Origin of the sequence: Haloarcula ordinaria (assembly GCF_029338275.1) — an archaeon.
GTDB classification, from domain to species: Archaea; Halobacteriota; Halobacteria; order Halobacteriales; family Haloarculaceae; genus Haloarcula; species Haloarcula ordinaria.
In genome coordinates this window covers 1,345,327-1,359,716 of sequence record NZ_CP119789.1, presented here as the reverse complement: position 1 = coordinate 1,359,716, position 14,390 = coordinate 1,345,327, and the positions used below count along the sequence as shown (strand labels likewise).

General features: G+C 68.0%; 17 protein-coding genes, 1 tRNA gene and 1 pseudogene. 6 read left to right on the top strand and 13 right to left on the bottom strand.

Translation table 11 applies throughout. From position 1 onward, the window contains the following. Positions 1-29: 29 nt before the first annotated feature. Complete coding sequence (locus tag P1L41_RS07195) at positions 30-1,499, bottom strand: cobyric acid synthase (protein WP_276298181.1); 1,470 nt, start codon at positions 1,497-1,499, stop codon at positions 30-32. Positions 1,500-1,594: 95 nt separating this feature from the next. On the opposite strand from P1L41_RS07195, the gene P1L41_RS07190 reads away from it, so the two are divergent. Next, entirely contained in the window at positions 1,595-1,861 is a 267-nt protein-coding gene (locus tag P1L41_RS07190) for a DUF8152 family protein (protein ID WP_276298180.1), read from the top strand. On the opposite strand, the gene P1L41_RS07185 is transcribed toward P1L41_RS07190, so the two are convergent. The 7 genes from P1L41_RS07185 to P1L41_RS07155 are packed head-to-tail and all read right to left on the bottom strand — an operon-like array spanning position 1,862 to position 7,169. Beyond that, positions 1,862-2,533, bottom strand: a complete 672-nt coding sequence (locus P1L41_RS07185) for a cob(I)yrinic acid a,c-diamide adenosyltransferase (protein ID WP_276298179.1) — start codon at positions 2,531-2,533, stop codon at positions 1,862-1,864. Positions 2,534-2,543: 10 nt separating this feature from the next. Next, positions 2,544-3,236 (bottom strand): adenosylcobinamide amidohydrolase, encoded by a 693-nt coding sequence (locus P1L41_RS07180; RefSeq protein ID WP_276298178.1) that lies wholly within the window; start codon positions 3,234-3,236, stop codon positions 2,544-2,546. Next, on the bottom strand, positions 3,229-4,269 hold the full coding sequence (gene cobD, locus P1L41_RS07175) for a threonine-phosphate decarboxylase CobD (RefSeq protein WP_276298177.1): 1,041 nt from the start codon (positions 4,267-4,269) through the stop codon (positions 3,229-3,231). The genes P1L41_RS07180 and cobD overlap by 8 nt, the downstream gene beginning before the upstream one ends. Positions 4,270-4,292: 23 nt before the next feature. Continuing rightward, a complete protein-coding gene (locus tag P1L41_RS07170) occupies positions 4,293-4,853 on the bottom strand; it encodes an NTP transferase domain-containing protein (protein WP_276298446.1) in 561 nt (186 codons plus the stop codon). After that, the gene (gene cobS, locus P1L41_RS07165; RefSeq protein ID WP_276298176.1) at positions 4,853-5,629 is read right to left on the bottom strand and encodes an adenosylcobinamide-GDP ribazoletransferase; all 777 of its coding nucleotides are present in this window, start codon (positions 5,627-5,629) and stop codon (positions 4,853-4,855) included. Before cobS ends, P1L41_RS07170 begins: the two co-directional genes overlap by 1 nt. Beyond that, complete coding sequence (gene cbiB, locus P1L41_RS07160) at positions 5,620-6,537, bottom strand: adenosylcobinamide-phosphate synthase CbiB (protein ID WP_276298175.1); 918 nt, start codon at positions 6,535-6,537, stop codon at positions 5,620-5,622. The genes cobS and cbiB overlap by 10 nt, the downstream gene beginning before the upstream one ends. Beyond that, a complete protein-coding gene (locus P1L41_RS07155; protein WP_276298445.1) occupies positions 6,531-7,169 on the bottom strand; it encodes an HAD family hydrolase in 639 nt (212 codons plus the stop codon). The genes cbiB and P1L41_RS07155 overlap by 7 nt, the downstream gene beginning before the upstream one ends. A gap of 81 nt (positions 7,170-7,250) precedes the next feature. Between P1L41_RS07155 and P1L41_RS07150 the strand changes: the two genes are divergently transcribed. Continuing rightward, positions 7,251-8,315, top strand: coding sequence for a succinylglutamate desuccinylase/aspartoacylase family protein (locus P1L41_RS07150; protein ID WP_276298174.1), 1,065 nt, complete (start codon positions 7,251-7,253; stop codon positions 8,313-8,315). A 225-nt stretch (positions 8,316-8,540) separates the two neighbouring features. Here the strand turns inward: P1L41_RS07150 and P1L41_RS07145 are convergent. The 3 genes and pseudogenes from P1L41_RS07145 to P1L41_RS07135 all read right to left on the bottom strand — a co-directional run. Continuing rightward, a pseudogene (locus P1L41_RS07145) lies at positions 8,541-8,714 on the bottom strand (aldo/keto reductase); the annotation flags it as partial. Positions 8,715-8,832: 118 nt separating this feature from the next. Next, positions 8,833-8,991 (bottom strand): hypothetical protein, encoded by a 159-nt coding sequence (locus tag P1L41_RS07140; RefSeq protein ID WP_276298173.1) that lies wholly within the window; start codon positions 8,989-8,991, stop codon positions 8,833-8,835. 438 nt (positions 8,992-9,429) lie between these two features. Next, positions 9,430-9,503 (bottom strand) — tRNA-Tyr (locus P1L41_RS07135). Between the two features lie 216 nt (positions 9,504-9,719). Here P1L41_RS07135 and P1L41_RS07130 point away from each other — a divergent pair. From P1L41_RS07130 to ftsZ, 3 genes are all read left to right on the top strand, one after another. Beyond that, on the top strand, positions 9,720-10,319 hold the full coding sequence (locus tag P1L41_RS07130; RefSeq protein ID WP_276298172.1) for a double zinc ribbon domain-containing protein: 600 nt from the start codon (positions 9,720-9,722) through the stop codon (positions 10,317-10,319). A 236-nt stretch (positions 10,320-10,555) separates the two neighbouring features. Continuing rightward, on the top strand, positions 10,556-10,738 hold the full coding sequence (locus P1L41_RS07125; RefSeq protein WP_276298171.1) for a ribbon-helix-helix domain-containing protein: 183 nt from the start codon (positions 10,556-10,558) through the stop codon (positions 10,736-10,738). Between the two features lie 2 nt (positions 10,739-10,740). Next, a complete protein-coding gene (gene ftsZ, locus P1L41_RS07120) occupies positions 10,741-11,961 on the top strand; it encodes a cell division protein FtsZ (protein WP_276298170.1) in 1,221 nt (406 codons plus the stop codon). 99 nt (positions 11,962-12,060) lie between these two features. Here the strand turns inward: ftsZ and ncsA are convergent, their stop codons facing one another. Then, the gene (gene ncsA, locus P1L41_RS07115) at positions 12,061-13,056 is read right to left on the bottom strand and encodes a tRNA 2-thiolation protein NcsA (RefSeq protein WP_276298169.1); all 996 of its coding nucleotides are present in this window, start codon (positions 13,054-13,056) and stop codon (positions 12,061-12,063) included. Positions 13,057-13,163: 107 nt separating this feature from the next. Here ncsA and P1L41_RS07110 point away from each other — a divergent pair, with 107 nt between their 5' ends. After that, entirely contained in the window at positions 13,164-13,631 is a 468-nt protein-coding gene (locus P1L41_RS07110; protein ID WP_276298168.1) for a DUF4442 domain-containing protein, read from the top strand. A gap of 3 nt (positions 13,632-13,634) precedes the next feature. Here the strand turns inward: P1L41_RS07110 and P1L41_RS07105 are convergent, their stop codons facing one another. Next, a complete protein-coding gene (locus P1L41_RS07105; RefSeq protein WP_276298167.1) occupies positions 13,635-14,342 on the bottom strand; it encodes an alpha/beta hydrolase in 708 nt (235 codons plus the stop codon). Positions 14,343-14,390: the final 48 nt, after the last annotated feature.

Genomic DNA, 14,390 nt, shown 5'->3' with positions numbered 1-14,390 from the left:
AGTTCGCGGAATTTCGTCGCGAAAAAACCTTATTCGAGCCCCAGCGGGCCGAGGTCCACGTGATCTGCGACCAGCGCCGCCGCGTGCTCGTACGGGTCCGACGCCGTGGCGACGGACTGCGCTGGCGGCTCGATACCGCCAGCATCGAACGCATTTTTCACGAAGGAAACTCTCGCGCAATCGTTCTCGAAGAGGTCGTGGAGGTACGTCCCGAGTACGCGGTCCGTCGCGGTACCGTCCGACGCGAACGGGCGCATCGCATCGGCAGTCTGAGACGTGTCACCGGTGTGTATCTCGTACCCCTCGACGACCCCCTCGGCGCCGTCGAGCGGGCCGACGCCGCGAATCGTCCGGGTGACGTGCTCGACCGTCTTCGACTCAGAGAACGTCGTCTCGACGGGGAGCAAGCCGAGCCCTTCGACCACATTCTCGTTTTCAGTTCCTTCGAGGGCTGCATTCTGCAACCGTTCCCCGAGCATCTGGTAGCCACCACAGAGGCCGATTATCGGACCCTCGAAGGCAGCAATTCGTTCCGCGAACCCGGCATCACGGAGCGCTCTGAGGTCGTCGACCGTGTTCTTGCTCCCCGGCAGGACGACGGCGTCGGCAGCCGCGAGCGAGTCGTCGGGCGGGACGTAGGCGACCCGGACGCCAGGTTCCCTAGCGAGCGGTTCGAGGTCGGTGAAGTTCGAGATGTGAGGGAGGCGCGGCACGGCGACGGTGATGCTCCGGGCCTCGGGAACCCCGTCGTCTGCGCCGAGGACCGCCCGCTGGCCGACCGGTGGGAGCGAGACGCTGTCCTCCTCGGGGAGCCCCGGATCGTCGTACGGGACGACACCCAGCACCGGCACGCCAGTTCGCTCCTCGACGGCTTCGATGCCGGGTTCGAGCAGCGAGCGGTCGCCGCGGAACTTCGTGACGACGACGCCGGCGATGCGGTCGCGGACGTCCTCGGGGACGAGTTCGAGCGTCCCGACGATGGACGCGAAGACGCCGCCGCGTTCAATATCGGCGACGAGCAGGATATCCGCGTCGGCGAAGCGCGCCGTCTCGACGTTCGCGAGGTCACGGTCGTGGAGGTTTATCTCGGCGATGGAGCCGGCACCCTCCGCGACGACGACGTCGTGTTCGTCCGTCAGTCGCCCGTGAGCGGCCTCGGCCGCGGTCAGCGCCGTCTTCCAGTAGTCCTCGTAGTACGCGCCCGCCGGGACGTTGGCGACGGCTTCGCCGTCCACGACCAGCTGTGACTCACCGTCGCCGCGGGGCTTGAGCAGCACGGGGTTGTGGTCGGTCGTCGGCGAGACGCGGGCCGCGCGGGCCTGGACGTACTGCGAGACACCGATTTCTCCGCCCGCCGTGGCCCGAGCGTTGTTGCTCATGTTCTGGGCCTTGAACGGGGCGACGTCGCGGCCGCGGTTCGAGAGGTGGCGACAGAGCCCGGCCGCTATCGTGCTCTTTCCCACGTGGGACGCTGTTCCGGCGACGAGAATCGTCGTCATTCGAGTTGCCTCGCCTTCGTGTCCGGGGCGCTTGAGACTCCCGGTCGAGAGGGAGAACCGAACCGCCTACGTGGCCGAGGGACCAACCACGGATAATGACCGGGGACCGACTCGACAGGCTGGCAGCGCACCTCCGAGCGACCGGCGAGCGACCCGTCGAGCGGTCGGCCGCCCGCTGGCTGGGCGAGGCCGAAGCCATCGCGACGGACCTCGCCGAGAGCGACCTCGAATCCGACGCGCGAGCGAAGCGCCTCGACCAGCTCGACCACTTGCTGTCGAACGTCGAGACGACGGGCGACGAGGACGCCGACGACCACCTCGAATCTGCCCGCGACCTGCTGACCTCGCTCCGCGAGACGTAGTCAGTACTCGGTGCCCTTCCGGGCCGGGTAGCCCGCGTCGAGCGGGTGTTTCTGCTTGCGGACCTCCGTGACGAGGTCGGCGTGGTCGACGACGTAGCCGGGTTCCTCGTGACCGCCCGTGAGGACGAGTTCCAGGTCCTCGGGTTTCGACTCGACGAGTTCGACCACGTCCCCGGGGTCGACCAGGCCGCGGTTGGCGGCGTAGAGAATCTCGTCGACGACGAGCATGTTCACGCCGTCCTCCGGCGGACCGTCGGCCGCAAGCGGTTCCGAGAGGTCGGCCGCGGCGCTGCCCGCGAGTATCTCGTGGGCCCGCTCGAGTGCGCCTTCCGCGCGGGCCTGGTGTTCGTCGTCGTCGCTTCCGTCCATGAACCCGTGCCAGCCGTAGTGGCCGGCATTCTCGTAGGAGAAGCCCGGGAGCGCCGCGATGGCGTTGTACTCCCCGCGGACGTCCTCGACGGTCCCCGTCCCGCCCTTCATGAACTGGAGCAGGTGGACGCGGTAGCCGTGGCCGACAGCGCGGGTCGCCATCCCCAGCGCCGCGGTGGTCTTTCCCTTCCCGTTCCCCCACCACACCTGCACCAGTCCGAACGACTCCGGTGCGCTGGGCGTTATCGGTTCGGCGGTCGGGCCGGCCGCGTTGCGCGCGGGCCCGGTCTCGTCGTCGCTCATGCACCGACGTTCACGGCTGGAACACATCGGTCTGCCGGTCGGTGACGACGCCGTAGGGTGCCTCCTCGACGGTCGGTGGCCCGTCGTCGTAGCGGGCGGCCAGGCTCGCGCGGACCGTGTCGCGCACGCAGGCACGCGTCGCCGCGCCGACATCGGTCGCGCTTCCGGCGAACTCGGCCGGTCGGGTACCCGGAACGCACCCCACGAGCGCGGCATCGGAGGTCGTCCCCGGGACGCCGGCCACGTCCAGCAGCGTCGCGGCCTTCGCCTCGACGGCTGTCGCCAGGAGCGTCGCGAGCGCGCCGTCGTCCAGGGCACGGCACACGCCGACGAGCAGGTTGACCGTCCCGGGCCGCCAGTCGTCACTGGCCGGTCGCTCGCCAGTGGCGTCGCGGTCCCCCATCGGGAGCGCCGCCGGGTTCGACACCCCAGCTGTCACGAGGACGGTCACGGGGCCACTCCGGGCACACCGGGCGTGGGCCATCTCGACGCCGGTCAGGAGCGCGGGGCCGCTCGCGAAGCCGGCCTCGGCGAGTCGCTGCTCGCGATACGCGTCGAGGTCCGTCCGCTCGAACCCCTCCGGGACGGTGACGTTGTACACCGCGTCGGCGCGCCGGTAGCCGCCGTCCCAGGACGTCGAGAGCCAGCGCGCCCCGTCGTGGGCCAGCCGCGCGACGCCGTCGCGCCGGTCGACCTCAAACATCCAGCGCCTCCAGCAAGCGGTCGTTCTCTTCGGCGGTCCTGACGGCGACGCGGACGTGGCTGTCGAGGCCCCGGAACGTCCGCGCGTCGCGCACCGCGACACCCTGCTCGCGGGCGCTCGCCAGTAACCAGTCGACGCTCGTGTCGGTCACCTCGAAGAGGACGAACGGGGCGTCCGACGGATATATCTCGAACCGAGATGTCAGGCGTTCGGCCATCCGCTCGCGCTCGCGGGCGACGCGCTCCCGCGTCTCGGCGACGAAGGCGTTCTGCTGGTAGCAGTGGGCGCCGACGGCGGCCGCGGGGCCGCTCATCGACCACGCGCGCCGCGCAGTGGAAAGTCGGTCGAGCGCGTCGCCCGTCGCGACGGCGTAGCCCATCCTGACGCCCGGCAGGCCGAACAGTTTCGTCAGCGAGCGCGCGACCACCACCCCGTCGCGGCCGGCCAGCGACGGGTCGTCGGTGAAGCCCAGGAACGCCTCGTCGACCAGCAGCGTCGTCCCCGCGTCGCGACAGCGGTCGGCGAACGCCCGGAGCGATGCCGGGTCGTACGTCTCCCCGGTCGGGTTGTTCGGGTTGCAGACGATAGCCAGCGCGTGGGGTTCGGGGTCGGCGTCCAGCACGGCATCGTGCGAGACAAAGGAGGAGTCCGCGCCCTGGAGGCCGACCTCGCGGGCGTACTCCCCGAAACTCGGTCTCGGGACGAGCACCGACTCGCCCGCCCTGACCGTCGTCTGGATGGCGAGTCGAATCGCCTCCAGCCCGCCGGCTGTCGGCACGACCTGTTCGGGGGCACAGCCGACGAAGTCGGCGGCCGCTCCGCAGAACCCCGGGTAGTCGTCGGCGGGGTACGACCGGGCGGCGTCGAACGCCTCGCGGTAGACGGCTTCGACGCCGGACGGGAGTCGCGGGTTCGTGTTCGCGCTGAAGTCGAGCACCTGCGGGTCGTCGTCGCTCCCGTGGGGCACGCGCCCGTCGGGACCGATGGCGTCGTCCCCACTCGCCCGCAGTCGCTCGACCGTGTCGGGGTCCATTTCCGAGTCGTACGGCGAGGGGCCTAGAGAAAGTTTCGCGATTCGAGGAGGCGTTCGGCCACCCTCGCGTCGCCACGGGTGTTGACGTTGACCGCCAGTCGGACGTCGTCGGTGAGCCAGGCGTCGTCGCCCGCGTCGCCGACGACGTTCACGCCCGTCGGCGCGACTGTCTGCCCCTCGCGGTCGAACGTCGTGTCGTCGCTCACCCCCAGGTCGCGTTTCAGGTCCGCAGGGACGAGGACACTCAGCGAGTCGTCGTCGTCGTGGACAGCCAGGACACGGTCGAGCACCTCGCCGTCGAGCAGCGGCAGGTCGGCGGCGACGGTCAGCACCGGCGTCGAGAGTCGGTCGTCGGACAGCGCCGTCTGCAGGTCCGCGACGTACCCCTCGCCGGGCGTCGACACTGTCGGGACGTCGACGTGGGCGCGCGTCTCGGGTGCATCTGGAGACGTCGCGGCGTACACACGCGCGACCTCACTGTCGGCGAGCGCCCCGAGCACCCGGTCGACCATCGGGACGCCGTCGATTTCGAACAGCGGTTTCTCGACAGGGACGTCCAACCGGGTCCCGCGGCCGCCACACATCACGAGAGCGTCCACGCGACCACCCCCCAGTCCGCCAGGGTCCAGACGGCCACCGCTGCGTGGAGCGCGACGACGCGCGCGAGTTCGTTGGCCGCCCCGAAGACGTCCCCGCCGACGCCGCCCAGGGTGCGGTCGGCCCAGCGGGTCAGGCCAACCCCGACGACGAGCCCGGCCACGACGGCGACGGCCGTCGCGGGCACGACCAGGACGGCCGCAGGGAGCGAGACGGCGACGGGGGCCACGAGGTCACGCGGTCGGTTGCCCGCGAGCACCGTCGCGCCGAACCCGTCGTGACTCGGCGACCCGAGGCAGGCGAGGGTGGCCATCGCGAGTTTCGCGCCCACTTCACTGGAGAGCACGAGGACCGCCGCGACCAGCGGCGGAAGCGCGGCCACCGCCAGCGCGCCGAGTGCGAGCGCGACCAGGACCACGCCGAGCGCGAGGACGGCCCCGACGCCGACGGTCGTATCGCGCAGCACCTCGCGGCGCTCCGCTGGGCTCCCGTGGACCACGGCGGCGTCGCCGAGGTCGGCGAGGCCGTCGAAGTGGTTGACGCCGGTGACGAGGACGACAGCCGCGAGGTAACCAGCGGCGACGACGGGCGCGGGAAGGAGTTCAGAGACGAGTAGTGGGAGCGCGACGAGCCCGCCGACGACGTACCCCGCGAGGGGGAAGGCAGCGGGCGTCTCGGTGAAGGCCGCCCACGCCGACTCGCTGTGGCCGACGGGGAGCCGCGAGAGGAAGCCAAGGGCCCCGCGGAGGGCGGTCAGAACCACCCGACCACCCCCGCGACGACGTACGACAACAGGCCGGCGAGGCCGACCCGGCGGATGGCTCGGCGGGCGTCGTCGACCTCGGGGAGGTCGGCCCCGTCGTTCAGCACGTACACGTCGGGCTTCTCCAGCCGAACGTCGAGGGCGGCGGCGACCACGCCCATCGGCCATCCGGAGTTCGGCGACGGGACCCGGTCGAGCCACGCTCGGGCACGGAGGAGCGAGCGCGGGTCACCGAAGGCCACCGCGAGTGCGACCGCACTCACGCGGGCCGGCAGCCACATCACGGCATCGTCGAGCCGCGCCGCAGGCGTCCCGACGCGCTTCTCGCGGTAGCCCAGCATCGAGTCCATCGTGTTGACCGTCTTCACCCACGCGGCCGCACCGGCGGCGACGGGCAGCGCCGGGAGCCCGGCGAACGGGGCGAGGACGCCCCCGAGGACGAACGCCCCCAGCGACGCGACCAGTCCGTCGGCGAGGTTCTCGGCTGCGCTCTCGACGGCCGCACTCCGGAGGTGTCCCGGAGAGAGCGAGTCGGCGTCGCGGCCCGCGAGCGCGAGCAGGCCTTCGCGGGCCGACTCGACGTCGCGCTCGGAATCGGCGACGACCCGCCAGGAGACAGAGACGAGCATCCGGAGACTCGTCGTCAGGAAGAGGATGAGACCCGAAAGCAGCACGCTCCCGAGGAGGGAGACGGTCCCGATGCCCACGACGAGCAGGGCGACCACGACAGCGACTGCGAGCGGCAGGACGAGTGCAGCAATGCCACCGGCGAGGAGCGGATATCTCCACTGCCGGTCGACGGGGGCGACCAGCGACCCGAGCCAGGCGACCGGGTGGAACCGTGTGGGCGGTTCGCCCACGACCACCTCGAGCGTCGCCGCGACGAGTACCGCGAGCGCCGTCAGCACAGCGTCCCCTCCCGGAGTCGCCGGGCAACCGCCGGGAGCCGCACGTCCGAGAGAAGCACGGAGCGTGCGCCGACCCGGCCGGCACCGCCGTCGGTGCGTGCGTCGTCGCCGACGTGCACCAGGTCTTCGAGACTGGCGTCCAGCGCGCGGGCCGTCACGACGAATATCTCCCGGTGGGGTTTGCGCCACCCGCAGTCGACGCTGGTGACGATGGCATCGGGTCCGTCCGGTGCGCCCGGACCCAGTCCAGCGCGTTCGAGCGTCCGCTCGACGAGGGCCGGGACGCTGCAGTTCGAGCAGACAGCGACGGGCCCCCGGTCGGCTGCGGCACGGAGTGCAGCGCGGGCGCCGTCGCGGACGGCCACGGGCGCGTCGAACGCCGCGAGGACTGCCTCGCGCGCCATCGCCTCGCTGACCGCGACGTCACGACTGGCGAGCGCGAGGCTGACGTGCTCGTCGAGCGGTGCCTCCCAGCCGCGGTCGTACTCGCGGTGGGCAGTGCGATAGGCAGCCTCCCAGTCGTCGGGGACGCGGACGTCGCGCTCGGCGAGCGCGTCGGCGACGGCGGTCCAGGGTTCTTCGGGCCGGTCGGCGCCGACGAGGGTCCCGAAGAGGTCGAAGGAGACAGCCACGTCCGTGTGATTCCGGCAAGCACACTTGAACGGTGTGGTCGTTCCCATAGCGATTTACACCGGGCCGGCATCGGTGTGTCCATGACCGACCCATTCCGCTACGGGGGCGAGGTGGCGCCGGGGGAACAGCGACACGTCCGCTACGAGGTGGGCGAGACGTACCTCGGGGACCCGATCGAGATCCCTGTGACGATAATCAACGGCGAGCGCGACGGTCCGACCGTCGGACTCACCGCAGCGCTCCACGGGGACGAGCTCAACGGCGTGAAGGTCATCCAGGAGGTGGCCGACCGCTACGACCCCGCAGACGTCCACGGGACCCTGCTCTGTCTGCACGTCCTCAACGTCCCCGGCTACCTCGCACAGACTCGGGACATCCCCATCTACGACCAGGACCTCAACCGCGCGTTCCCGGGCAAGCCCCGGAGCAACACCGCCGAGCGGATGGCCAACCGAATCTACGAGACGTTCGTCTCCCAGTGTGACCTGGTGCTCGACTTCCACACCTCGACCCGCAACCGGACGACGATGTATCACACGCGAGCGAACATGACCAACCCGGCCGTCGAACGTCTCGCTCGCGCGTTCGGTGCGAACGTCGTCATCTCCGGTGCTGGGGACGTCGGGTCGCTGCGGCGGACCGCGACGGAGAACGACATCCCCGCGGTCACCGTCGAGATGGGCAAGGCCCACCGCTTCCAGCCCACGCTCATCGAGCGCGCGCTCGCTGGCGTCGAGAGCGTCTTCGCCGAATACGGAATCGACCCGACGAAGACGGTCGACTGGCCGGGCTGGTTCCGTGCCGTCCCCGCAGACCAGGGGGACAAAATGTGGCTCCGAGCCGACACCGGCGGCCTCGTCGAGATGAAGTGGGGGCCCTACCCCCTGGTCCGCGAGGGCGAGACCATCTGCACCATCACCGACCACTTCAAGCATCAGGAACGGGTCGTCGAAGCACCGTTCACCGGCATCCTCGTCGGCGTGCTGGAGAACCCCGTCGCCCAGCCGGGTCACCCGCTCTGTCACCTCGTCCGCATCGACGACACGACGCGCGACGAGATAGAGGCCGAGATAGAACGCGGTGAGTTCGACGGCTACCGGCAGCGCGGTCTCCGCTGGCGGGGCGAGCGTGAGGAGCTCGACTGACCGGACACTAGCAAAGATAGTTGATACAAACGGCAGACAGACATACCATATTTCTGATAGTGGTTCGAGCGTATACAGTAAGATTTCTTACCTAAATCAGCAGACTACGTAGTTCAGAACCGTCAGTCAATATATTCGGATGACATGATTCGAGAAGAAATCAGAGTGCTGCTTATCGGTCAGTAAACGAATACTTCTCCATGAATCTCACCAACGATAGTGGACGTCGCCGTAGACGTCCGCAGTGTCGATGGAGTCGATGCCGGCGTCGAGGGCCGCTCGGACCGCGTCGCGCCCTTCGTCGTCGTCGACCTCGCCCCAGTCGCCGCCGATGTTCCAGGTGCCCAAGCCGACTTCTGTCACGTCGAATCCAGTCGAACCGAGTGCACGTCGCTCCAGACGGCCACAATCGACACGAACCACTCGTGTCTACCCGAAACAGTCCGCAGGCGGCGTAAAAATGAGGCGAACGCCCGATAGCAACCGGAGGTGGACGTGCCGGTGGACGTCGAGGGGGCTATTCCACCCACTTGGCCCGGCGGACGTCGTACGCGTCACAGACCGGACAGGAGTGATACAGCACTTCGAACGACTCCTCGCATTCCAGACAGATATACGGCCCCCGCTCTTCGGCCCCGAGGTGGGATACAGTTTTTGCCTTGTCAAATACTCCCATCGACGACCACGTCATACGTACGGCAGACACCGATAAAAAGCGGGCAGATAGTTCACGCCATTTTACCCACCGCAGTCGTGCGGTTTCCCGTATCGGCACTTCGGGCGTCGCCAGCGAGGGCTGCCTGGTAGTCAATGGTCGTGGCCGAGCGTCGGTAGGGCCCGAGCGCGTCGCGGCTGTTCCAGACAGCGTCGTCATACAGGCAAGGTGCGTGTGCACGAGATAGAGCGGACCCGCGTGTCGACGACAACCGATACGCGTCTTCCGGGCCCTCGTTCGCTCGACAGTCGGCGCCGAACCGACTGCAAACAACGTCCACCCTCCCCGATTTGAACAGATGAGAGACGGTCGGCTTCCCTCCGTTCAGCCGCTTCGACTTCCAAGCTCAAATCGTGTCGCGGTTGAGTCGTCACTGCTCACTGTCGTTCGCAGGAAGAGTCCGCCCTCCCCGATTTGAACGGGGGACAAGTCGATCTACAGTCGACTGCTCTACCAGTCTGAGCTAAGGGCGGTCTGCACCCGAACGTAGCCCGCCGTCCGGACTTAAGGATTGTTATTCGGCAGACGTGCGACGGTCGGTACCACGACCGGAGTTGTCGGTCCGGGACAGCCACGAGAGCGCGTTGGCCACACCCAGACTAGTCAAGCATCCAAGGTCTCCGGCAGACGGCTGTCTGACATCGCGGGAAGATTAAAATAGTCGGAAGACATCGTGTCTGACGAGCCGAATGAGTAAGATCACGTTCCGGGCAGACGACGCCCTCATCTCGCAACTCGAGGAGTACGACGCCTCGAAGAGCGAAGTCATGCGTGAGGCGCTCCGTGCGTACCTCGGGGAGCGCGAGGACTCGCGCGCGGAACGTGACGAACCCGTCGCGTCGGTGACGGACACCGAGTCCATCGACGACCTCATCGCCGATCGCGTCGACCGCATCATCGCCGACCGGCTGGACGACGCAGTGCCGCGCCGCGAGGCCCAGGACGTAAACGTAAACATCACCATAGACGGTGATTCGACGGCGGAGACGGCGAATGCGTCTGACGAAGAGGTCGAGGTGTCTAACGGACCCGAGGCGAGCGTATCACACGAGAACGAGGTGCGTAAGACAGACCCTGCAGCGCGCGACCGGGCCGAGCCGACGGAGCGGAAGACGTGTGCGCAGTGCGGCGAGGAAGTCGCGTCGTCGCACGTCTACTGCCCGAATTGCGGGGAGAAGGCATCCCGCCGCGTGTTCTGTGACTGCGGCGACGAACTCCGGTCGGACTGGGGCTTCTGTCCGAGCTGCGGGCGACGAACCCCGGCTGCCGACGTGCTCGACCAAACCTGATTACGCCGTTTACGCGACTGAGAGGGCGTAAGACTGCGTTCCCGGGTGTGTGTATGACACCCACCGTAAGTTTTAATACATAATGGTCTGTTGTATCGTCTGCGTAAGACGGTTGTCTTACACAGCGGGCGTCGCGGGGGTGTGACCCCCGCAGTGGGGCGGTTTCGCTGTGTAAACGAACGGGCGGGGCGAAAATCGGCCCGGTCGACCCGTCTTACCCAAAGGGAACAAAAACTATGGAGCGTGTGACACTACGGATTCCGAAGCAGCAGATCGAAGAGGTCGAACAGATGGTCGAGACTGGGGAGTACCCCAACCGGAGTGAGGCCATCCGTTCGGCGGTTCGGGAGATGCTCGCGGAGCAAGAGGGCTCCGAGCGTGCCTCCGAGAAACGAAAGCGGACCTGGGCGAGGGTGTAACGATGCAGGACATCGTCAACGAGGCCCTCGAACGCGACGAACAGGAACAGAAACAGCTGTCTGACGAGGACGTCGACGGGTTCGGTGACCCGCGAATCGTCATCGTCGGGTGTGGTGGGGCCGGCAACAACACGGTCAACCGGCTGTACAACATCGGCGTCGAAGGCGCCGACACCGTGGCCATCAACACGGACAAGCAGCACCTCAAGATGATCGAAGCCGACACGAAGATTCTGGTCGGCAAGTCCCTCACCAACGGCCTCGGTGCCGGCGGCGACCCCTCGATGGGCGAGCGCGCCACCGAGATGGCCCAGGGGACCATCAAGGAAGTGCTGGGCGACGCCGACCTGGTGTTCGTCACCGCTGGCATGGGTGGCGGGACCGGGACCGGCGCGGCCCCCGTGGTCTCGAAGATCGCCAAGGAACAGGGCGCAATCGTCGTCGGCATGGTGTCGACGCCGTTCAACGTCGAGCGCGCACGGACGGTCAAGGCCGAGGAGGGGCTGGAGAAACTGCGCAACGAGGCAGACTCCATCATCGTCCTCGACAACAACCGCCTGCTCGACTACGTCCCGAACCTGCCCATCGGCAAGGCCTTCTCCGTGATGGACCAGATAATCGCCGAGACGGTCAAGGGCATCTCGGAGACCATCACCCAGCCGAGCCTCATCAACCTCGACTACGCCGACATGACCTCCATCATGAACCAGGGCGGCGTCGCGGTGATGCTGGTCGGCGAGACACAGGACAAAAACAAGACCCAGGAAGTGGTGAAGGACGCGATGAACCACCCGCTGCTGGACGTCGACTACCGCGGCGCGTCGGGTGGCCTCGTCCACATCACCGGCGGCCCCGACCTCACGCTGAAGGAGGCCGAGGGCATCGCCCAGAACATCACCGAGCGCTTAGAGGCCTCGGCGAACGTCATCTGGGGCGCGCGCATCCAGGAGGAGTACAAGGGCAAGGTCCGCGTCATGGCCATCATGACCGGTGTCCAGTCCGCGCAGGTGCTGGGCCCGACGACCCAGAAACAGGCCAACAAGTCCCGTGAGGCGATCCAGGAGGTCGACAGTGACGCCTCCTTCGACGCCTCCGAGAACTTCAACAGCGGCACCGCCGGCGGTTCGAGCGGTGGGCGCAACACCGGCTACGGCGAGACCGACGGCGGGCAGGATCCCGTCGAACAGAACAACGGCCTCGACGTCATCCGGACGAACAAGTAACGACCCCCCCGCTGACGGGAGTCGTCCGCCGTCTTCTGCGTTCGATTCACCGCCGAGCGGTCGCTGTGTGACGGTGTCGACAGTCTGTCGGACAGCGACTCACGCCGCTTCGAGCGCCTCGAGCAGGTTGCACTTCCGACACAGGTCGCGGGCGGTCGGCGCGCCACAGCGGTCACAGTCGCCGAACTCGACGTCGGCGTCGTCGCCGCCGTATGCGTCCGCCGCGAGGGCCGCGAGTTTCTCGTAGCCGGCCATGATGGAGTGGCGCGTCCCGGGGTGGTTCTGTTCGAGGTCGAGCATCAGCGACTGGATCTCGCCGCGATACGCCTCGTCGGCGTGGGGACACTCGGTGATATGCGCCGGCAGGTTCCGGAAGCGCGCGTAGAGGGCGACCTCCTTCTCGGGGACGTCCCGCAGGGGTTTGACCCGCGGGATGTGGTGGTCCTGGTCCTCGCGGGCGCGCTCGGTGGGAGCGTCGCCGCTGGCCTCGAACGGACCGAGCGAGGCGTCGAAGTGCTGAGCCATCTGGGTGACGTCGCCCTCGAGGAAGTTCATCAGTGCTGTCTCGGCCTCGTCGTCGAGATTGTGGCCGGTCAGCAGCTTGTCGGCGTCGAGTTCCTCGGCGTACCGCGACAGCAGGTCCCGGCGGAAGACCCCACAGTACGCGCAAGCGGCCATGTTCTCGGGGTCGTCCTCGACGACGTCGTCCATCTCGACGCCGAACTCCTCGCTGTAGGAGACGACCTCGTGGCGGATGCCCAGGTCGGCGGTCAGTTCCTCGCAGGCCTCGAGACTCTTGTCGCGGTAGCCCTCGATGCCCTCGTGGATCGAGAGCGCGACGAGTTCGATGCGGGGGTCCTGCTCGAAGACGTCGTGGAGAATCTCGGTGAGGACGACGCTGTCCTTGCCCCCCGAGAGCCCGATGACCCACGTCTCGGGGTCCTCGGGCGTCGCGTCGTCGGGGACGAGGCCGTCCTCGCGGATGCGCCGACGCACTCGCTTCTCGACGGCGCGACAGAGGTGGTCCTCACAGAGGTGCAGTCCCGAGTAGGCGGCGTGCATCACCGCGTTCCCGCCGCACTTGTCACAGTCCATTGCCGGGAGATTGCGCGTCGAGGGGGGTGAGCGTTTCGTCTCGAAACGGCCGGTGGGTTGGAAGCCGAGGGAAAGTCGGATGCTCCCGGAACCCGGTCGGGAGGTATATGGGCGAATCGCTGCGGACGCGGCTCTACCGACTCGCGTTCAACCTGTATCCCTCCTACCGGCGCAGCGGCGGGTGGATCACCCACATCGAGGACGACTGGTCGGAACTGCGGCTCAGGCTGCCGCTGAACTGGCGCACCCGGAACGTCGTCGGGACCATCTTCGGCGGGAGCCTCTATGCCGCGGTCGACCCGATGTACATGATGCAGTTGCTGAAGCGACTCCCGGATGACTACGTCGTCTGGGACAAGGCCGCCGAGATTCAGTTCAAGCAGCCCGCGACCGAGACGGTGTACGCCACGTTCGAGATGCCCGACGAGGAGGTCGCGGCGGTGCAGTCGGCGCTCGAATCGACCGACTCGGTCGACCGCGAGTACACCGTCGACCTCGTCGACGACGACGGCGAGGTGTACGCCACCGTCGAGAAGACGGTCCACGTCAGTACCGACGAGGCCAAACGAGTCTGAGCGTCAGACGGCGTCGGGTCCGGATTCGAGCGCCGCGAGCACCGTGTCGATGTGAGCCTCGCGCGCGCTGGAGGAGAACAGTTCGTGGCCGCCGTCGTACAGTCGGACGCGGTCGGCGGGCAGGCGCTCGCCGATAGCCCGCGGGTCGACTATCTTGTCTGTGAGCGTACAGAACGCGACTTCCGCTTCGCGGGCCGGCGGGAGCGTCTCGTGGGCCTGCGCGATGGTCCGGACGAACGCGGGCGAGTACGCGCTCGGGCCGTCCTGCAACTGCGCCTCGGTCGCGAGGTCACCGATGTAGTCTGGCGAACCGAGGTCACCGACCGGGATGACCGGTCGGTCGATCGGCAGGCGCGCGATGGCCAGGAGGACCGGTTCGGGGAGCGGCGGGTCGGTCCCCCACCAGGGGCTCAGATAGACGCGGTTCGTGACGGCCTCGCTCTCGAGGTGGGCAGTGGTCAACCCGCCGGCGCTGTGTGCCAGGACCGAGACCCCGTCCAGTCCGGCGTCCGCGAGGTACCGCTCTACGGGAGCGACCCACTCGCGACGGAAGTCAGTGATGTGGGTCGGCAACTCGACGGCGTGGACGCGGTAGCGCTCGGCGACCCGGTCGACGAGCCACTGGACGTTCTCGTGCCGACAGCGATTGCCCCAGCCCAGCACCAGCAGGCAGTCCTCGTCGGCGCCGTCGTCGAAGATTCGAACCTGCATACCGGAGGGTTGCGGGCCAGCCCGAAAAACACACGGCGCCGGAGAGTC